Source organism: Bacillota bacterium, from assembly GCA_013314855.1.
GTDB lineage: Bacteria > Bacillota > Clostridia > Acetivibrionales > DUMC01 > Ch48.
Map to the genome: position 1 here is coordinate 1 of JABUEW010000002.1, position 21,577 is coordinate 21,577.

Sequence of the window (21,577 nt, forward strand, 5' to 3'; positions counted from 1 at the left end):
TGCCTTATGGAGTATACCCTTGCCACCAAAATATAAGTATAATATAATAGCAACATAGCAACAGGCACTTTTAAAAAACATTTTACCACAATATTGGCAAGGTGATTATATGGAAAAGGGCAAAGAAATAAAAAGGTTACAGGAGATTATGTCGGTCTTTGTAAAGCACGGCTTAAAAGATGGCATAGCCATTATAAATAAGCCTGCACAGGTAAGGGCAGCAATGGAGGAACTGGGTCCCACCTTTATTAAAATCGGGCAAGTTTTGTCAATGCGTCCTGATATTATCAGCCAACCCTTTATTGAAGAGTTCAGGAACTTAAGGGACAATGTAAAACCGGAAAGCTTCGAAGATATAAAGGCAATTATAGAGCATGAACTGGCAAAGCCTTTGGATGATATCTTTTTATCCTTTGAAAGTGAGCCTATAGCCTGTGCTTCAATAGCCCAGGTCCATCTTGCCGAACTTAAGAACGGAGAAAGGGTTGTTGTAAAAGTCCAGCGTCCAAAGATTAAAGATATGATGATCAGCGATATTAATATATTAAGAAGGATGGCCAAACTTTTGAAAATTACCCCCCAAGGTGCTGTTATGGACCCTGTTGAGATTATCGATGAACTGGGAAATACCTTGAAAACAGAATTGGACTTTTTGAATGAAGCTAAAAACATTAAAACTTTTGCTGAAAATAACAAGAAAGTAAAATATATTAAATGCCCTAAAGTATTTGAAAGATATACCACACAAAGCCTTCTAGTCATGGAATACATTGAGGGAATAAAAATATCGGATAAAAAGCAACTTGAAAAGAAAGGTTATTATCTTGACGATATTGCTTTGAAACTTGCCAATAACTATATGCAGCAGGTTTTTATCGATGGCTTTTTCCACGGAGACCCTCACCCAGGAAATATAATTATAACGGAAGATACTATTGCATATATCGATTTCGGAATGATGGGCACATTAAGTAAAAGTATGAGACAGAAGTATATTTCTTTATTGGAAGGTATAGCAACAGGTAATATAGACACCATAACAAACGCCGTCTTAAGGATTGGTATAAAAAAAGGCAATGTTAATCCAAACAAGTTAAGACCTCAAATTGAAGAGTTTTACAGTTATTACGCATATCTTCCAATTGAAGAAATGGATATTCCTGAGGCAATAGACGAATTGATTAAAGTTTGCAGAAGAAATAACATAGCCATGCCAAGAGAAATTACAATGCTGGCCAAGGGAATAATGACTATAGAAAGCTTAATATCCGACCTCTCTCCTGGTATTAATATCATGAAAATAACAGTCCCTTTCATTCGCAGGCTTAAATTTGAAGAAATAGATTTAAAGCAGGATATGACTGAGCAGCTTGAAAATCTATACCTGCTTTCAAAACAGGGTCTGAAGATACCCCTACGAATTGGCGACCTTGTCAACAATGCGGTTGAAGGCAAGTTAAAGGTTAAACTGGAACATTCAAATCTCGAAAAAAGCGTCGGCGAACTCAATAAAATGATTAACCGTCTTGCTTTTAGTGTAATAGTAGCAGGCCTTATTGTGGGTTCTTCCCTTATTATTAGGGCTGAACCGGGGAAAGATCTGCGCATACTTGGAATTAGCAATATTAATTTACTTGGCCTTGCAGGATACCTGGGTGCGGCCATCCTAGGTTTCTGGCTTTTAATTTCTATAATCCGTTCAGGTAGAATTTAACTCCAAAAATTTACTTGTCTAATCACCGGTTTTCTTGTTTCTTACTAACTAATTATTCCTTTCTTTTTCCTGCTTTGTTATGTTTCCACTTTATTATACTGTGTTTCCCGTATTTTTTATAGTTTCTGCTTTTATTTACATGATTTATTGGGGATTCGGTTGCAAGAGCAATCTTGCCAAACCTTTTCGACCTTTTTTCTTCCTTTCTTGCCCTGGCCTTAGTACGGACGTACTCCTGGTAGTAGGGAGATTGGCACAAAAGATACCAGCGCACAATAGGGCGAAAAAGCTTGATGAAGAACGCCCTCTTCCCAAAAAGCTTTGCCTGCTCTTTGAGAAAATCATCAAAAGTATGTTTCTGATATTTAAGAAGCCTTTCGCTTTCTTGTGAATCCATCCAGTCAGTATGGTAGCATTTCTTCCCAAAGGCCTCATCAGGCAGCATTCCTATTCCAAGCATATCCAATGCTTTTTCCATGAACTCCCTTTGATACATCTGGCATTTTTTCCCTCCACCAATCAACAGGATTTTTCCCCATATTTCCTCTGATTCAACTGCATTTGCCAAGGCATATCCAATATCGCCGGGATGTACAAACTCTATCCTGTCGGTTAGCGGCACATCATACATTATTGGGTCAATCCTTCTCCAATCTATGGACGGCGCTGCTGCAAGCCTTAATATAGACCATTGTATTCCCGAACTCATAACAATTTTTTCGCATTCTATTTTCTGGTGGCCATAATTATCTACAGGATTCAGGGGATCCCCAACCTTTCGCGGCGGTGGCAAATGCTGTGAATCTCCATATACTGCTATTGTAGAAGTAAATATAAGCTTTGGGGGATTTTCTTGAGCTTTAATTGTCTCAACAACCCGCCTGGTTCCCCCCACATTAATTTTATAAGCTAGTTCCGGAGCCTTTTCACTGGCAGGAGGAATAATGAAAGCCAAATGTACTACTACGTCCTGTCCCCTTACTGCTGTGTCAAGATTTTCTCCCGTCTTTAAATTCCCCCATATTACTTTTACTTCTCCGGATAATGATTTTGCCGCTTTTATGTTTCTTCCTGTTCTAACATCATAACATGTTACATCATGGCCTTTTTTCAATAATTCAGAAACAGCGTATTTACCTACATTTCCAAAGGCTCCCGTCAATAATACTTTCATACCAAACAATCTCCTTTCTTTACATTCCCTTACATTTTGTTAGGCCTATTTGTATCACTTATTAAGACCTATTTATATCACATTGCCAAAATTCGGCCATTTAATTCACTCTCCTAATCCCTTTTTAAGTACTTTTAACAGTATCTTGTACTCAGGCGTATTCTTAATAGTTTTCTCTGCAGTGTCAACATATATGATATCTGTTAAACCCAGTGCATAAAGCAACCAAGCAAAAAAGCGGGTAAAATCCGTAGAATCAATGTCTTTTCTTAAACCAGGCAATCTAATGGAGTTTACAAAATAATCTTCAATTGGTTTATTAAAGGGTTTGCTGTATTTTCTTAAATATTCTCCGCCAAATTCATTTGCATCCAGTATTATCAGCTTGAAAAAGTAGAGGTTTTCATCTGCAAATGATACCAGGTTATCCAACACTGTCTCTATATTCTCATCCAAGGTTTTATCATAAGATACCCCTTTAATAAATAGTTCAATAAAATTTCCTGGGAATTTCTCACAGAACAAATGCTCAAATATTTCCTCTTTGGTCGAGAAATAATTGTAAATATTTCCCTGCGACACCCCTGCATCAATCGCTATTTCTTTAATGCTGGTGTTGCCAAATCCTTTACTGCAAAAAAGTTTCAGGCTTGATTCCACTATTGCTTCCTTGTTTTTTCCAGGTCTCATTATGCACCGCCATTTCCGGGTATTATTCAATACCACTACACAATAAGATATCACTCGTATAATGAGTGAATGTTCATTCATATTTTAATTTTAAAAGAACACCTCTTAGTTGTCAATAGATAATTTTATGCTATTATGATAATTTTATGCTATCTGGGCTGGTTCCCTGAACTGGCTCATATAAAGATTATAGTAAAAACCTTTTGCTTCCATCAGTCCGTCATGGGTCCCTCTCTCTATTATCTCTCCGTTATTTATTACCAGTATCTGGTCAGCTGCTCTTATCGTACTCAAACGGTGAGCTATTACAAAACTTGTGCGTCCTTTCATCAAAGACAGCATGGCTTCCTGGATTTTCATTTCGGTCATGGTATCAACACTGCTGGTAGCCTCATCCAGAATAAGTATTGCAGGGTCTGCCAATATTGCTCTGGCTATTGTAATCAACTGTCTTTGCCCTTGGCTTAAGTTAGCACCTCCCTCAGTAATCATGGTATCATATCCATCAGGAAGCCTATGAATAAAAGAGTGGGCATTGGCAAGACGCGCAGCTTCTTCAACTTCCTCGTCGGTAGCATCCAGCCTGCCGTAACGGATATTTTCCCTGACTGTACCGGAAAACAGGTATGTGTCTTGAAGCACCATCCCCAAAGACTTCCTTAGCCGTTCTAATTCATATTTTCTAATGTCCACTCCATCTATGAGGATACTGCCTTCGTTTACATCATAAAAACGCATGAGAAGGTTTACTATGGTGGTTTTGCCGGCACCTGTAGGACCGACAAGGGCTATGGACTGCCCAGGCCAGGCTTTAATATTGATATTCTTCAATATAGGTACATCTTTTTTGTATGAAAAAGATACATTATCAAAAATAACTTCGCCTTTTACATTTTCAATATCAATTTTCTCTTCAGCATTATTAGTATTAACTTCAGGAGCCTGATCCATAATTTCAAATACTCTTTCGGCACCTGCCAGTGCAGACTGAATGGTATTAAACTGATTGGCTATTTCATTAACAGGCCTGGAAAAGTATTTTGAATAGGTAATAAAACTTGCAATGACTCCTACAGTTATTACCTGCTTTATAACAAGCCAGCCGCCTGCACCTGCCACCAAAGCAAAGGAAAGCTGGTTGAGCACGTTCATCAGAGGAGGTATTATCCCTGAAAAAATCTGGGCTTTTATTCCCGCCTCTTTAAGCCTTATGTTTATATTCCCAAACTCCAATACTGCCTTCTTTTCTCTTGTAAATGCTTTTACCACCCTTTGTCCCGACACAATTTCCTCAATGTATCCGTTTATCTCACCAAGCTCTTTTTGCTGGGTAACAAACAATTTCCTCGTTTTCTCAGCTATTTTAAATGTTAAAGCCATCCCCAGAGGCATTACTATAAGGCTTATAATAGTTAAAAGAGGGCTTAGTACCAGCATCATAATAAATGCTCCTACTACTGTTATAAGGCTTGAAACCATATGCACAGCGCTTTGCATTAGAGTATTACTGATTGTCTCTATATCATTAGTAAGCCTGCTCATTATTTCTCCATGAGTCCTGGTATCAAAGAAACTTACAGGAAGGGTCTGCAATTTTTCAAACAGGTCTTTCCTCAATTCCTTCACTGTATTCTGTGATATGTCAGCCATTACAAAAGTCTGAAGCCAGGTCATAAGAGCACTCAAACCATAGAATACTACCATTATAAATATAATGTTAGCCAGTTTCTTGAAGTCAACACTTCCTATTCCGCCTTTAATTGTATCAATAGCTACACCGGTAAGATAAGGACCTACAAGGCTTAACACCGAGCTTGTCAAGGCCATTATAATAACAAGAATTAATTTCGCTTTTCGCCTGTTCAAATATTTTAACAATCTTTTTAAAGTGCCTCTCGCATCCTTTGCCCTGACTTTAGGTCCCATCATGCCATGTCTCCCTGGGCCGGGACCGATCATGGGACCTCTTCCCGGACCACCTTGAAAACCGGGGCTACCTCCCATCCCCTGGCTACCACCCACACCGTGGGTACTATTCACACCTTGGGCTCTTCCCGTGCCTTGGGCACTTCCCATCCCCTGGGTACCACTCATACCCGGCCCCGGCCTGCCTTCAGAAGCCTTTCCGGCATATTGCACCGCATTTGATCCCAATCGGTTGTTATCTTCACGTGAATAACCGGTTTTAGACATAAGCCACCATCCTTCCGCCCAACTGTGAATTGTAAATATCCTGGTATACCCTACAGGTTTGTAGAAGTTCTTCATGGGTACCCATATCAACAATTTTTCCGTCTTCAAGGACTATAATTCTATCTGCTTCCATAACAGTGCTGATACGTTGTGCTATAACAAAGCATGTTGAATTTTTCATCAGATTCTTCAATGCACTTTGTATCCTTGCCTCTGTTTCCATATCAATAGCACTTGTACTATCATCCATTATGAGAATGGCTGGCTTTTTTAATAAAGCCCTCGCAATAGATATTCTCTGCTTCTGTCCCCCTGAAACATTGACTCCTCTTTGTCCTAATACTGTGTTATATTTATCAGGAAATTCCATAATAAAATTATGGGCTTGGGCTGCTTTAGCAGCCTCAATAACTTCTTCTTCCGATGCCTCCTCACAACCCCAGCGAATATTATCCATAATTGTACCGGTAAAGAGAATGCTTTCTTGTAATACTACGCCAATATTTTTTCTAAGTTCTTCAAGATCAATGTCTCTTATATCTATGCCGTCAATTAAAATGCTGCCTTCGGTTACTTCGTAAAACCTGGGGATGAGATTGACCAAAGTAGATTTACCCGAACCGGTAGGCCCTATTATTGCTATTGTTTCACCCGGCATAGCTGTAAAAGTAATGTTTTTCAGTACAGGATCCCCGGTTGCGCCTTTATATTTAAATGAAACGTTTTTAAACTCTACACGCCCTTTAAAATTTACACTTTCTTTCATTTCTTTTATTAAAGGCTTTGATACAGCTTTATTTAGTTCTGCTCCGGTTGGTTCTGTTGCTTCACCTTCAGTATTAAGAACTTCAATTATTCTATCGGCAGAAGCCTTAGCTCTGGTAATCATTGTGAATATAAAAGCCACCATCATTAAAGAAAACAGTATTTGTGTCATATATGTAATATATGCCATTATTTCTCCTACCAACATTTCTCCGGTATTCACTTTAATACCACCAAACCATATAATGGCTATTACACTTCCATTCATTATCAGCATGTTTAATGGCATAATAGCTCCAACAATACGAGCAGCTTTTATAGTAATGTCTGTTAGGCTTTGATTAGCCGTTGCAAATCTCCGGTTTTCATATTCTGAACGTACAAAAGCCTTTACCACCCTGACTCCTGCCAGGTTTTCCTGCACAACTGTATTTACTTTATCCAGTCTTTCCTGCACCTTAGTAAAGAGAAGGAAACCTTTCTTCATAACAAAAGTAATAGATAAAATCAGTAAAGGCATTGTAACTAAGATAATGATGGATAACCTGATATTTATAGTCAGGGCCATTATAATGCCTCCTATACAAAGAAGTGGCGCCCTTACCAACATTCTCAACATAAAAAGTACCGCATTCTGTACCTGGACTACATCATTTGTAAGTCTGGTCACAAGGGAAGCAGTCCTGAATTTGTCCAATGCATCAAAAGAAAATGACTGCACCTTTTTAAAAAGATCAAGTCTTAAGTCCGCACCAAAATTTTGAGATGCCTTACTTGAAAAGTATGTTGCACCTATACCTCCTCCAACACCTATAATAGATATAGCTATCATCAGTAAACCTGTTTTAAGAATAAAAGGTATATCTCCATTTGTTATACCATTATCTACTATGGAAGCCATAAGTTTTGGTTGCATAAGTTCCATAAGGACTTCAACCATCATTAATAACGGCGCAAGAACGGCCATTTTCCAGTATGGCTTTAGATATTTAACCAGTTTTTTCAAGTAATAATCACCTCTTTTTAATTTGACGGCTTATTTTTGACAGCTTATTATTAATTATATATCTTTTAACTCTTTGGACGCTTTCATAAGATTATCCCTTATATGAATTAAAAAACGTCGTAAAAGTATTTTTTCTTCTTCCGTAAATCCATCAAAGCATTCCTTTTCAAGGCTTGTGAATATTTCCTCCATCTCAATTATTTTTTCTCTACCTGTTTCTGTTAAATATACCCTAGAAACTCGAAGATCTTTATCATCGGTTTTACGAAAAAGTAGATGATTTTTCTCCATTCGTTTTAACATAACAGTAACTGTGGCATTTTTTAGTTTAAGTTTTTCCGCGAGCTCCTTCTGGCTTATTCCATTGTGATTCATAAGTGTAAACAATACCGCAGGCTGTCCGGGATATACACCCAATTTGCTCAAAAGCATATGGGTTCTATAATGATACAAGCGCATTAAATGTCTGAATATGAAATTGAGTGAATTTTCATCATATTTGATCATTCTATAACTCCCTATGCACTATGTGCAGTTTTAATTATTATAGCTAATTCCAGGCTAGTATTTTAAAGGAAATTTAATATACTACTACCTGTAACATTATTATTTACTTAGTCGACTAAACATTAAGATATTAACACATGAATATTTTTATGTCAAGGCTATTTTTGAAGGATTGTTTTTTGATAGGGTATGTATTTTTATTTATTGCTTAATATTCACGTTCTTGTTTAATATTCAAGTTCTAATGCTTCACCAGTTACCCAAAATTCGGTTTTTTGGACTTTAGTACCGGTAAGTTGCTCGCTTCTCTTGTCAGGCTGACTTCCTCCAATATATACTTCAAACTTTCCAGGTTCAAGAATGCATTTTCCTTCGTCGTTTATTAGGGCCATTTGTCTCGGTGTAAGTGTAAAAGATACATTTTTGGACTGTCCGGGGGCAAGCCTTATCCTTTTTATACCCCTAAGCTGCCATACAGGAACCTCAACTGATGCTTCAACGTCAGCCAAGTATAGCTGAACCACTTCTTCAGCCTCAATGTTACCGATATTTTGTACAGAAACAGTAAAATGTACTGTTTCTCCGGCATTTATTACGCTGCTGCTTGCTTTTATATCGCTATATTGAAATCCGGTATAGCTCAAGCCGTACCCGAAAGGATATAGAGCCTCGTTTTTCATATACCTGTAAGTTCTGTTTTTCATGGAATAGTCCCTGAAATCCGGAAGTTCTTCAGTTGACTTGTAAAACGTAATCGGAAGCCTGCCCGAAGGGCTGTACTCTCCGAATATCAATTCTGCGACCGCCTTGCCTCCTTCACTGCCGGGGTACCAAGCCTGAATGATAGCAGGAATATGTTTGTCAGCCCAGGTAATTGCAAGGGCGCTTCCTGAAAGAATCACTAATATTATTGGTTTTCCCGTATTAAAGATTGTTTCCAGGAGTTCCTGCTGGAGGCCGGGAAAATTCAAATCAGGTTTGTCCCCTCTGCCATATTCACTTGATGCGTCTCCTTCTTCTCCTTCTATAGAAGCATCCAGCCCAAGACACATAATGACTACATCCGCCCTTTCAGCAGCTGATATAGCCTCAGAAAATCTATCTTTAATTTCTCCGAGGCTTTCGACCTTATCCCTGTACAGGTGACACCCTTGTGCGTAAAATATCCTTGTACCCGGCAAAACTGCTTCTCTTATTCCTTCAAGTACTGTGACACTTCTTGAAGGCGTTCCATTATAGTTGCCCAACAATACACTTCTGCTATCAGCATTCGGTCCTATTACAGCAATGTTTTTAATCTTTGCCTTATTAAGTGGAAGTATATTGTTTTGGTTTTTTAGTAAAACCATTGATTTTCTTGCTGCTTCCAGGGCAGCTTTCCTATGCTCTTCACAGTCGTTTACTTCATACGGTATGCTGGCATAAGGTACTTTTCTCTCATTGTCAAACATTCCAAGCTTAAACCGTGCAGTCATTAACCTTATAACTGCCCTGTCAATAGCTTCCTCACTGATTAGTCCTTCTTCATGTGCAATCAGGAGATTGCCGAAAGTACTTCCGCAGTTTAGGTCACAGCCATTATTAACAGCCATTGCTGCAGATTCTGGCCCTGTGTTTGTCACCCTGTGGTGAAGGTGAAAGTCAGAGACAGCTCCACAGTCCGACACAACATACCCTTCAAAACCCCACTCTTCCCGTAGTATTTTCTGAAGAAGAGTTTTGCTTCCGCAACAAGGTTCACCATTTGTTCTATTGTACGCACCCATTATTGACTGGGCATTGGCTTCCTTAACACATTCTTTGAATGCGGGAAGGTATGTTTCCCTTAAATCTTTAGGAGAAACTACGGCATTAAAACTATGCCTTTCATCTTCAGGCCCGCTATGTACTGCAAAGTGTTTTGGAGTTGCAATAAGTTTCAGGTATTTAGGGTCGTTTCCCTGAAGCCCCTTTACAAATGCAACACCAAGCCTCCCTGTAAGATATGGGTCTTCCCCATAGGTTTCATGGCCTCTTCCCCACCTTGGGTCACGAAATATGTTAACATTTGGCGACCAGAATGTAAGACCCTTGTATATCCCGCAGTCGCCTTTACGCTGAAATTCATGGTATTTTGCCCTTGCTTCTGTAGATATTATATCTGCAATCTTATACATGAAATCTTCATCAAAAGTTGCAGCAAGCCCGATTGCCTGTGGAAATACTGTTGCAACACCAGCCCTGGCAACTCCATGAAGACATTCATTCCACCAGTTGTAAGCCGGTATTCCAAGCCTTGGAATAGCAGGGGAACTGTGAAGCATCTGTGAAACTTTTTCTTCCAAGGTCATCCTTGACACCAGGTCCTTAGCACGCTCTTCAAAGCTCAGGGTTTCATCTTTATAAGCTGGAATTTCTGACATAAAAATGCCTCCTCCTAAAAAGCTCTTAATTTTAATGTTAATTGAAAATTGAAATAACATTGCGGCATACACTCTTTTTTGTTCTTTAGTTTGCCAACAAATCTATCGATATGGTGGAGCATAGGGGACTTGAACCCCTGACCCTCGCATTGCGAACGCGATGCTCTCCCAGCTGAGCCAATGCCCCAAAATTGGTGGGGAATGTTGGATTCGAACCAACGACTTCTACCGTGTGAAGATAGCACTCTCCCACTGAGTTAATCCCCCATCATATTTTTCATATTTTTATATTACTCTTCATTACATTAATTTGTCAAGACACGGAGTGATCATCAAATATTAAATTTATAGCTTTTTGTTAACTGTTATTACTGCCTATCTTTATTAATTCATTAAATTTTTTTGAAAAACCAGTTGTATAAAAATTTATGTCTGAACCAAGCTTCTACTAACCAGGCTTCTTTTTCATATGTTCAAATATCATTATCTTTTTCTATTATTTATCATTTTCACCAGTAATAACTATGGTCTTTAATAATATAACAATATGACAATGTTTAACATATAATAGAGTAGTAAAATAAGATAATAATACATGATTAAACAAAAATTGGGGGATATATTATGCAATTTACAAATCCTTATTTATATTTATATGCATATGATGATATTGCTTTGGCGAAGATAAAAGGCGGACCACTGGCCCCTAATCTCAGTGGTTATGTTGTATTCAAGGATGTCCCGGGAGGGGTTGAAGTCTGCGCTGAAGTATGGGGACTTCCACCTTATAAACCTGCTCAAAACGGCAAACCACCGATTGGTCCCCATGGTTTTCATATACATGAATCGGGCAATTGTGAAGTGGGAGACCCTTCCGAACCATTCAAAGCGGCAGGAGAACACTGGAATCCGACAAACCAGCCACATGGGAATCATGCAGGGGATTTCCCCGTATTATTTTCAAATGACGGATATGCAAGAATGTGCTTTTTTACCAATAAATTTAAGGTGCGTGATATAATCGGGAAATCAGTTATTATACATGAAAATCCTGATGACTACAGGACCCAGCCTGCAGGAGCGGCTGGAAAACGGCTGGCTTGTGGAGTCATCAAATCTCACCTCATTTAAATGGATCTTCATTCTTATACAACATACCCTCCGGCCGGTTAAAATCCACCTCTTCAATACCAAGCATTTTCATTGCAGCAAATAAAACTTTACCGGTATGTTTAAAAGCTACCGCCGTATGATGAGGATACCTCTTTTCAATAAGTACATACCTGTAAAACCTTCCCATTTCCTTTATTGCAAACACACCTATGCCGCCAAAAGATTTGGGATCCAGATCAATAACCTCACCCTGGGCAACATAACTTTTAAGTACACAGTCGGCAGTACCCTGGAGCCTGAATATGGTTATTTCTCCCGGCCTTATTATCCCTTCCAACGTCCCCCTTGTAATATCCGGTTCTTTATCGGGTTCCAATAGGCGGTGCATAATTAACTGGTATTTCATTTGTGCCGTTTTCATACAACATACAGGAGTATTGCCGCAATGGAATCCCATAAATAAATCAGTATGCTTGTAACCTGCAAACTTGTGTTTGTTGTTTTGGTACATGTCCTTGGGAACCGTATTGTTTATATCAAGGATAGTAGGAGGTATACAGGTAGAACATGCAATTATGTATTCACTAAGTGCTCCGTAAATATCCACTTCACAAGCTATCGGAATCCCCTTGGAGGCAAACCTTGAATTTACATAACAGGGTACAAATCCAAACTGGGTCTGGAATGCCGGCCAGCATTTATTTGCAAATACGGCAAATTCCGATGCACCAATATTCGCTTCCATCCAGTCTTTTAATGTAAGTTCATATTGTGCAAGCCTCTCTAAAACAGCCGGGTAGTTATTACCGCTCCCCAATTCTTTAGCCATGTCATTTACTACATCCGGAATTCTGGGATCATCTTTATGTTTATTATATGCTTCAAAAAGGTCAAGTTCAGAATTTTCCATTATTTCAATGCCCAAATCGTATAAAGGTTTTATGGGCGCATTACACGCAAGGAAATCCTGGGGTCTTGGTCCAAAACCGAAAATTTTCAATTTGGAAAGACCAAGAATAACTCTCGCAATGTCTTCAAATTCCGATATCATATCTGCTATTTCTTCAGCAGTGCCAACAGGGTATTCCGGAATATACGGCTTTAATTTTCTTAATCCCAGGTTGTAAGAAGCATTCAGCATACCGCAATATGCATCTCCGCGGCCACCTATCAAGTCGTTCTCAGTTTCTTCTGCGGCAGCCACAAACATCACAGGACTTCCAAACTTTTGAGCCAATAAAGTTTCAGGACCTTCCGGTCCAAAGTTTCCTAAATAAACAACTAAAGCATTCACATCGGCATTTTTCAACTCATTAAGTGCTTTTAATACATCCTTTTCGTTTTCAACAGTGGTATTTGCTTCATAGATTTTAATTTTCCTGTCTTTGCAAGCCTCTACAACTGCCTTTCTTCTTTTCTCACTTAAAGTGACGGGAAAGCAATCTCTGCTTACTGCAACAATTCCCATTTTAACCTGTGGGATATTTAACATATCAACAGCCCCCTTCTTAATATAAATAAGTACATAAGTAAAGTACATAAGCATAAATCGCGCAAATCTAAGAATTATCCGTTAACAATATCCACTCCTGTATAATAGAGTGCATAATAATTATATCATTAAATGTACACGAGTACAAGCAATAAGGCAATAAGGCAATAAGGTTGCAAAATTGCAAAAGTTAACTTGTTATTCATTTGCTATTGTAGTATAATAAAGTTAGTAAATATCAAATAAGAGGAATGAGTTTATGGAAAAAATAAAAATCGAAATTGATATTCCGCAGGATGTAATTATTAGTGTTAATAAAAGTACGAAAGAGTTTTCGGAAGATATAAAAAAGGTTATGGCTGTGGAGTTATATAGTACTTCAAAGCTTTCCCTTGGTAAAAGTGCCCGGTTGGCAGGATTATGTAAGGAAGACTTTATAAAATATTTAAGTGATAAAGGAAAGAGCTTGTTTAATTGGGATGAGGAAGAATTAGAAACAGAAATTCAAACTATAGAAAAGCTTTTGAAGGAGTAAGACAATGAAGGCAATTATTAATTCGTCTCCTTTGATAGCACTGGGCGGTATTAAAAAGCTTGAGCTTTTACCGAAAATATTTTCTGAAATAGTTATTCCTCAAGAAGTATATAATGAGACGGTTGTTAATGGAAAAGATGATACAATATTTAAAGCTATAGATGGTAATGCAGGATTTAAGATTGTATCTGCAAATAACCTTATTCTTATTGAGTTTTTGAATGATTATTTAGATAAAGGTGAAGCCGAGGTTATAGCTTTAGCGAAAGAACTTGGTATTAATAATGTAATTATTGATGAAGCAAAGGGTAGAAAAATAGCAAAACGACATAGTCTTGATGTGATAGGAAGTCTTGGCATTCTGGTAATAGCAAAACATAAAGAGCTCATAAATAATGTTGGAGAACAAATTAAATTAATGATTCAAAACGGAATTAGAATTAGTGATGATGTAAAGCTAAAGATATTGGAGATGAGCGGTGAGTAATGCTATTATAATTAATTACTCGTATTTATAATTTAAATTATTATTTAGTAACGTGCATATCTATACAATAATAGCATTTCTTCCGTAAAGGTCTTAAGGAGCCTGTAAATTCACTTATGCCTTCTCAATTCTTATTCTGCTGCCCAACCCATCGGCTGTAGGAGGCTCTACAATTAACCTCCTGTAGATGCGTTGCTTCATTTCGGGTACATGGCTTATCACCCCAATCACCCTCTCTGTTGTGCTCAAGCGTTCAAGGGCGTCTATAACCATATCAAGGAGCTCCCTATCTAAAGTACCGAAGCCTTCATCAAGGAAAAAGAATTCCAGGGGGCTTTGTCCCTTTAATTGTATTTGTTTTGATAGCGCAAGAGCAAGGCATAGGGAAGTAATAAAGGTTTCACCCCCCGATAATGAGTTAACCATCCTGTGTACCCCGCCATTTATATTATCCCTTATTACGAAACCTATATCCGGCTCTAATTCCAATGCATACCTGTACCTGGTCAATGTGCCCAATGTTTCCGAAGCTTCACGGGCAATATATCTTAATCTTTCTTCTGCTACAAAGTCAATAAAGTTATTTCCCCTTAACAGGCTTTTTATTTGTTCCAGCATATCCGCTTTCCGGGATAATTCATTATTTTTATTGTTTAAAACCATCCACTCTTCATGCTTTTCCCGGGTCCTGTCAAAATTGCTCTTTGCTACTTCATACTGTGAGGATGCCTTATCTTTTGTTTCAAGCTTTTCCCTGTATAATGCTTCTATTTTATGCCATTCTTCTTCTGTGATACTCCGTCCTCCTAATTTATGTAAAAGTATGTTTTTCTGTGCTGCAAGGTTTCTTTCAATCTTTTCATATTCATCAATTTCATCTTTCAGAGTCTTTTGAGCTTCTTTGCTCAACATGGATTTTTCCACATCCTGGATGCTGTTGAAGCCTTTTTCTTTCAAAGCATTCTCAAATCTTTGAGATTCCCGCTGTAAATTCTCTTCGAATATTTTCACCTGGTTTTCCAGGGTGTTTTTTTGCATCTTCCGGTTGTTATATTGTTCTTCCAGGCTCTTTACCAGTTCAGACAGCATCTTTTCTTTTTTCCCCATGTCCAGTATTTTATTTTCAATAATCTTAATGTTTTCCTCTATTTCACTTATACCTATACCGGCATTGGACAATACATTAATACTACTTTCACCTAAAAGTTCCCTTACTTTGGATTCTTTTTCTTCCTTTATTTCTCTTGTATTTTTATAATTTGTATCCAGTTCGGCAAATTGGCTGCTCATCTGCCTTCTTTCTTCCTGCAGTTTGTCAAGCCTTTCTCTTGTTGTCTTTTGAAGTTCCTGCAGTTTTTTTATCTCTTTCTGCAGTCTATCAATTTCTCTTTCATTGCCAGAAATCCGTTCAAGTTCAAAAGAAGCACCTTTAACATTATATTTATCCAAAAACTCTTTATATAATTTTTCTTTCTCGTTGAATATTTGTAAGGATTCCTCTGTTTCTCTTTTTGTTTGTTCCAGTGTTTCCCTATTCACCTGTAATTGAGATTTAATACTGCTTTCACTAACTTTAAAACCGTTTAATATGTCTTTTCCCTTTTTTATGTTATCATTTATGGCATTAAGCCTTTTTTCCCATTTATCAATTTCCCTTTTCTTATCCTCAGCCTGCATGTTTATCTTTTCAATTTCTTCTTCCATTGCTTCCACACTTAATGTGCGTATTTTATCAGGCAGATTATCTATTAGCCTGTCCAACTCACCCCTTTTTGCCAGAATATCCTGCTTTAATTGCGTAATTTGCATTTCTGTATTACTTATCTGTCCGCTTATCTCAATGTGTCTTTTCTCTGCCTCCATAAAAGCAGCTTCAGCTTTTGAAAACAAATCTTCAGCCTCCCTTAGCATATCTTCCAGAATAAGCGTATTCTCCAGTTTAAGATTCCCTTTCTCATCTTTTACAGCATATTCTGATCCTGCATGTTCTGCATATTCTGATTGAAATGCCGGACTGGGATGATGTGTGGACCCGCATACCGGGCAAGGCTCTCCTTCCCTTAAGCTTTTTGACAAAATATATGCGGTATCCTGTTCTATTCTCTTTCTGATGTTTTTTACTTCCTCATCCCTCTTTTCCATTTCAATTTTAATGGTATCTTTATAAGCCTGTGTCTTTTTCAGGTTTTCTTTGTATTTGCCAAGTGCCTCCATTTTTTCCTGGAGCCTTGATTCCATGGTGTTTATATCTGCCGTTTTAGATTTGAGAGTATTTAAAGCAGATTTAAGTTTAAGATACTGCTCAATTATTTGGGTTAACTCCTCCCTTTCTCCAGGCTTAGCCTTTTCGTGCTCGGCAAGCTTGGCATCCAATAGTTTTAAATTCTCTTCCGCATTATTAGTATTTTTTATGATTTCAGCAAGTTCAGTTTCCAGCCTGCTTACTTTAGAAGCAAGATTATATTCCTTTTTTCTAAGAACCTCAATATTCTTTCCAGCAGCATTAAGCTCATTTTCAAGATTTACAGCCTTTTGCACTTCATTTTTATACTCCGGATCAACTTTTAAATTTTCAATTGTTAATTGGTACTTGCCGATATCTTCTTCCATAGCTGTGATTTTTATTTTTATGTTCCCTGCTTCCTTTTCTTTCAAAACAGCACTTCTTTTAACTTCCTCAATGCTGTTATGTAATATATTTATTCTATGTTCAAGCTGCTCAATTTCTTTCTTTATCTCCAGTGCATTTATAAGTTTTGTTTTATTTTCAAGCAGTCTTGGGGTCTCAATTTCCAGATTTTTGCGCTGCTTTTCCAGTTGCATTTTAGCGTCCGAAAGTTCTTTCTCTAAGTCCGGCAACCCGCTTATAACCTGGTCCAACTGTTTTTGAGTTTCCTCAAACCTTGTAACGGCATCTTTGTAACTGTTTATCATGTCTATTAATCCTTCAGCTTTAATTGACCTATCCAATAAATCCTTTTTTCTATTGACAGTTTCCAAATTGGATAAATGGGCTTTTTCCTTTTTCTCAACAAATTCCAGTTCACCAACAAGCTGCCAGACTTCTTTTGCTTCTTCAAACTTTTTTTCCAGATTCTTTAACTCATTCGCCGCCCTTTCCCTGGCCGCTTCAGCCTCTTTGAACTCCTCTTCAGCCTTGAATAGTGCTTCTTCAGAAGCGTCACCCAATGCAGATAAAGCTCCTTCCAGGTTTGATAGTTTTATTTTTGTTGCCGATATCTTTTCAGAAAGTTTCAGGTTAAGTTCCTTCCCGTATTCTTCCAGGTAAAAGATGCGCTCCAGCATATCTCTTTTCCTGGCTTTCTCCATCAGCAGAAATTCTTGAAACTTATTTTGCGGAAGCACCACAGCCCGGGTAAAATCATCATGCTTTAAACCCAGAAGTTCTTCAATTTTGCTGTTTACATCACCCAGTCTGTCAGCAATAGGTACTTCAACACTATCACATTCTTCTACAAGTCTCGCCAGTTTTGCCTCACAGGAGTTTTCAGAGCCTTTCTTCCTGTTATATACCCTTTCCACTCTATATGTTTTCCTCTCATTATCTTTCAGCAAATCAAACCTGAAGGTTACTTTAACTCTGTTGCAATCCGTGTTTATAATTCCCTGGGTTCCCATGTTTGCCCTGTGTACTTTGCCATAAAGAGCCAGGGTAATTGCATCAAGCACTGTTGATTTCCCACTTCCCGTCGGACCAAAAATACCAAAAAGCCCCGTTTCACTCAATTCATCAAAGTCAATTTTCTGCAATTGCTTAAAACTTTGCAAACCTTCTATTTCAAGATATCTGGGTCTCATATTCAATCTCCCCCAATATTTCATCGCTACCCTCATCACTGCTGCCTTCGTTTAATACTTCAAGAAACACAGACATTAATTCCTCGGATATTTCAGTTCCTGTTCTCAATTTGTAAAATTCTCTGAAGAGCTGGTCAATTTTCCTGCCCTCTCTATTTTCAAAAGCAATCTCCTCAGTTATATCATTTTTTAGTACCGGTCTTATATTTATTATCCCGGGATGTAATTGTCTGAGTTTTTTTTGTTCTTCCGCAGTAAATGGCCTATCTGTAATAATCTCAAGGTCTATCCATGCATTTTTGTCTCTTCCTGTTTCACACCATTCAAATGCCTGCATTATACCATCCCTGGCCTGCCACCTTTTTAAAGGCTTGCCGCAGTCCAGAAAAATCTCTTTTATATCCGCTTCTTTTCCAGGTTCCGCATCAATTATGTATAACGCCTTGCTGTAATCTGCTTCGGAAAAACTATAAGCTAATGGCGATCCTGAATAACATGCCGGACATGGCGCATTTTTGACCCACTGGGGTCTGTGAAGATGTCCGAGAGCAACAAAATGGGCATTTGAAGGCAGTACAGAAGGGTCAACAGTAAACGCTCCTCCCACCTGGATGGTCCTTTCGGATTCTGATTCTCTCCCCCCTCGCATGAATAAATGACTCATTGCAAGATTTATTGTATCCTTCCTGAAATTCTCCTTTAATCTTCCAAGCAGGTTTCCCACTTTATCTGAATAAGCTTTCTGAAGTAATTCTTCATCCGCTTCACGGGTTAGAACTTCCTCAAGACGCGCCTCGGATGGATAAGGCAAAGTTAATATTACCGCGCTTTCGTTACAATGTGCTATACCCAGTTCCAACCATCCGGGACCTGAATTGACAAGTTTTATATTATCCGTGTTAATTTTATATGTACCAGGGTCACTTCCCGGATAACCCAAAAGAATAATTCCGTTTTTATATGCTAAGGGGCTTGCAGCGCATAGCCTTTCCGGATTGTCGTGATTCCCCGCAATAACCACCACTGCTCTCCGTCCCCTTGCGTTAAGCTTGTCTACCGCATCGTAAAAAAGCTCTTCCGCTGCAGTTGGCGGATTATAGGTGTCATATACATCCCCAGATACAAGCACAAGATCAATTCGTTCTTCTTCCACTATTTTACACAAGCACTCAATAAATTCCCGCTGTTCATCAATACGGTTTATTTGACGGTTTATTTGCTCTAGGGATTTACCCAGGTGCCAATCCGACGTGTGCAGTATTCTCATAAAACCCTCCACTATCAACTACAGTTATATAATTATAATATCACGATAAATCCAATAATTACAAGTATGTCTTACATAACTTGGATTATGACCTATCTATATAGAATATGGAATATGGAATATGGAATACAGAATAGAATGGAATAAATACGAGGTAAATTAGATTGGTAAAGGAAACCAATAAAACAAAAGGCAGGCAAAACGTGAAGATTTAACACCTATTCTGCCTGCCTTTTTTTATTCTTGCGGGGCTATACAAGCAGTGACTATACAAGCAATGACTTTATTAACAGTGACTATATAAACAGATAAAGCATTCTGGTCTGAGGAATACTAATGCTCAGCCTGTTATCTTGAAAGCTGAAATCCACCTGAATACATTCACCTTCTATATCCTCCCCTGTAATCTTTTCAGGCTTTTTATCCATATTTATAACAATGCTACCTCTTGCAAGCTGATTGCAGTTACCTATAATGAACAGGTCATTTTCATTTTCACTAATCCATCGGCTGCATTTCAACCCCTCGCTCATGTAAAGTATACCCTCATCATCTGCATATCGTCTATTTATGATAAAGGAATTCAGCTTTCTTCTGAAACAAAGGGCCTTCCTTGCATACTCTCGAAGTTCTGCATTATCATCAAATTTATATGTTACTCCAAGCCACATTACCGACCCTAAGAGCAGAGCTCTCTCCATGTCTTTATAAAACCTGTAAACCATTTCTTCGCCATGAAGTCCTGCTCTTGGGTTGACCATATTTACCTGGACATACTCGGGGAATGTGTATTTAAAAATATTGAAGTACTCATCATAAGGGTCCCCGTTCCAGGTGAGGCTCCCCCATACATAGCTTCCATATATGTCTCCACAATTCTCAATCATAATAAACGAATCCGGATTCAGTCTTTTTAATTTCTCATTCAATGTTTTGAGTACATATAGGTATCCTTTATTAAATTCACCAATGTTTCCATGACTGTGCTTTTCATTATAACACGGGTAAGGCTCTGCCGAACCCAGTTGGTCAAGATATATTCCCGTAGCACCATAACTTTTTACCATCCAGCAAGCTGTATCGATCAGAAGCTTCTGCCATCTTTCATCAGATGGACACATTACGGCAAATTTGACAGGGCTCCCATACTGTTCGACAATGAAATCCCCATCTTCTTTTTTTATGGCCATCTCCTGACCAAGTGTGGGAAAAAACTCTGAGTCCATGTCAAATATTCTTGCATTTATATAGAAGGTAACAAAACCCCCATTTTTATTTACATAACTGCATCCATTATATAAATCCATGGAAGTCCCCAGGTCCATATCCGGGTAATACTCTGCATAGTTACAGTCAAATCCCTTTCTGTTCCAGCTGGCTATAAACATATGCCTCAATCCGTATTCCATACCTCTGTCAAACAGATTGGGTATTTTATCGAACCTGTTCATGACTTTTCCATCTTTCTTAAAATTGTAACATTGATTTAAAGCATACTCATTTTTAAGATATGAGGGATTATTATCAAACATGAGGTATTGTTCAATCCATTTTCTGTAAGTTTTTGCACCCCAATGCCAGTCCTCGCAGTTTACTGCAATGATATAAGGGTTTGATCTCCATTTTTCTCCATTCTTAATTCTTAGGTATTTTCTTATACCAAAACCCATCCATGGGTTTTTCGGTCCACCTGTCTCGACGCGCATCCCAGTTACCGGAAAATCACCGTCATTTGAGCTTATATAAAAACCGTTATTCTCGTCGTAGTAGTACATCCACATCATTGAGGCAAGACCACAATAGTTTATTTCCCTGTAATAAATGCCGTCCTTAATGTTTGTGTTGGCCCTCCAAAAATTCAAGTATCTATCCGTAACATACTCTTCAACCGGATTCTTCGTCTTCTCTCCCGCATGATGCGGATAAATAACCACATCATCCTTCCAGCTTTCGCCCAGATAAATACCGGTTATACGCGGAAATAGGACTTCCACAATATCATATTTTGTATCCCTGTTTTCCAGCTCAATGCTCCATTGGGTAGCACAATCGTCTTTTAGTTCAATCAGGATTTTTACAACAATATCAACACTGTTTTCTACACTGTTTTCGGCACTGTTTTCTATACTCGAAAGCCCCTCGTAGTATATCTCAGCCCTGTTGGTTCCCACATCCTGCGACATATTCACCACTCCTGCCGCAGAAGGAACAAACACTTCTTTTACCCCCTCCTGTTTTCTTATACATGAAAGGGAAAAAATGGGGTATCCTGGGACAGTTTTGATATAATTATCGTTGGTAATTTTGTTTCTAATTTCTACCAGATTATTAATGCAACTATCAAAAGTCAGGTTCAAAAAATTGTTACCTAAAGTATGTAGCATAACTGCACCCCTATTCTGCTTTTTCTTTT

Annotated in this window: 14 protein-coding genes and 2 tRNA genes; 4 read left to right on the forward strand and 12 right to left on the reverse strand. The window is 38.2% G+C overall.

Going from position 1 to position 21,577, the window contains the following annotated elements; genetic code table 11:
• Positions 1–109: 109 nt before the first annotated feature.
• Complete coding sequence (locus HPY74_00580) at positions 110–1,714, forward strand: AarF/ABC1/UbiB kinase family protein (protein ID NSW89174.1); 1,605 nt, start codon at positions 110–112, stop codon at positions 1,712–1,714.
• 52 nt (positions 1,715–1,766) lie between these two features.
• On the opposite strand, the gene HPY74_00585 is transcribed toward HPY74_00580, so the two are convergent.
• From HPY74_00585 to HPY74_00620, 8 genes are all read right to left on the reverse strand, one after another.
• A complete protein-coding gene (locus HPY74_00585) occupies positions 1,767–2,888 on the reverse strand; it encodes an NAD(P)-dependent oxidoreductase (protein ID NSW89175.1) in 1,122 nt (373 codons plus the stop codon).
• 105 nt (positions 2,889–2,993) lie between these two features.
• Entirely contained in the window at positions 2,994–3,578 is a 585-nt protein-coding gene (locus HPY74_00590; protein NSW89176.1) for a TetR/AcrR family transcriptional regulator, read from the reverse strand.
• A 144-nt stretch (positions 3,579–3,722) separates the two neighbouring features.
• Complete coding sequence (locus HPY74_00595; GenBank protein ID NSW89177.1) at positions 3,723–5,537, reverse strand: ABC transporter ATP-binding protein; 1,815 nt, start codon at positions 5,535–5,537, stop codon at positions 3,723–3,725.
• 226 nt (positions 5,538–5,763) lie between these two features.
• A complete protein-coding gene (locus HPY74_00600; GenBank protein ID NSW89178.1) occupies positions 5,764–7,542 on the reverse strand; it encodes an ABC transporter ATP-binding protein in 1,779 nt (592 codons plus the stop codon).
• Between the two features lie 54 nt (positions 7,543–7,596).
• Positions 7,597–8,049 carry a MarR family transcriptional regulator gene (locus HPY74_00605; protein ID NSW89179.1) on the reverse strand — a complete coding sequence of 151 codons (453 nt, stop codon included), beginning with the start codon at positions 8,047–8,049 and terminating at the stop codon, positions 7,597–7,599.
• A gap of 227 nt (positions 8,050–8,276) precedes the next feature.
• Positions 8,277–10,451, reverse strand: coding sequence for a glycoside hydrolase family 3 C-terminal domain-containing protein (locus tag HPY74_00610; GenBank protein NSW89180.1), 2,175 nt, complete (start codon positions 10,449–10,451; stop codon positions 8,277–8,279).
• 111 nt (positions 10,452–10,562) lie between these two features.
• Positions 10,563–10,638: transfer RNA gene (locus tag HPY74_00615), tRNA-Ala, on the reverse strand.
• 5 nt (positions 10,639–10,643) lie between these two features.
• A tRNA-Val gene (locus HPY74_00620) sits at positions 10,644–10,718 on the reverse strand.
• 357 nt (positions 10,719–11,075) lie between these two features.
• On the opposite strand from HPY74_00620, the gene HPY74_00625 reads away from it, so the two are divergent.
• Positions 11,076–11,582, forward strand: coding sequence for a superoxide dismutase family protein (locus HPY74_00625; GenBank protein ID NSW89181.1), 507 nt, complete (start codon positions 11,076–11,078; stop codon positions 11,580–11,582).
• Here the strand turns inward: HPY74_00625 and HPY74_00630 are convergent.
• The gene (locus HPY74_00630) at positions 11,575–13,056 is read right to left on the reverse strand and encodes a fucose isomerase (GenBank protein ID NSW89182.1); all 1,482 of its coding nucleotides are present in this window, start codon (positions 13,054–13,056) and stop codon (positions 11,575–11,577) included. The two genes, HPY74_00625 and HPY74_00630, sit on opposite strands and share 8 nt — an antisense overlap.
• A 259-nt stretch (positions 13,057–13,315) precedes the next feature.
• Here HPY74_00630 and HPY74_00635 point away from each other — a divergent pair, with 259 nt between their 5' ends.
• Together HPY74_00635 and HPY74_00640 are read left to right on the forward strand one after the other, a co-directional pair.
• Positions 13,316–13,591: a UPF0175 family protein gene (locus HPY74_00635; protein NSW89183.1), complete on the forward strand. Its 276-nt coding sequence runs from the start codon at positions 13,316–13,318 to the stop codon at positions 13,589–13,591.
• A gap of 4 nt (positions 13,592–13,595) precedes the next feature.
• Positions 13,596–14,078 (forward strand): DUF3368 domain-containing protein, encoded by a 483-nt coding sequence (locus tag HPY74_00640; protein ID NSW89184.1) that lies wholly within the window; start codon positions 13,596–13,598, stop codon positions 14,076–14,078.
• Positions 14,079–14,192: 114 nt separating this feature from the next.
• Here the strand turns inward: HPY74_00640 and HPY74_00645 are convergent, their stop codons facing one another.
• From HPY74_00645 to HPY74_00655, 3 genes are all read right to left on the reverse strand, one after another.
• Positions 14,193–17,897, reverse strand: a complete 3,705-nt coding sequence (locus HPY74_00645) for an AAA family ATPase (protein ID NSW89185.1) — start codon at positions 17,895–17,897, stop codon at positions 14,193–14,195.
• Positions 17,878–19,164: an exonuclease SbcCD subunit D gene (locus HPY74_00650; GenBank protein ID NSW89186.1), complete on the reverse strand. Its 1,287-nt coding sequence runs from the start codon at positions 19,162–19,164 to the stop codon at positions 17,878–17,880. The genes HPY74_00645 and HPY74_00650 overlap by 20 nt, the downstream gene beginning before the upstream one ends.
• A 296-nt stretch (positions 19,165–19,460) precedes the next feature.
• Entirely contained in the window at positions 19,461–21,548 is a 2,088-nt protein-coding gene (locus tag HPY74_00655; protein NSW89187.1) for a hypothetical protein, read from the reverse strand.
• Between the last annotated feature and the right edge of the window lie 29 nt (positions 21,549–21,577).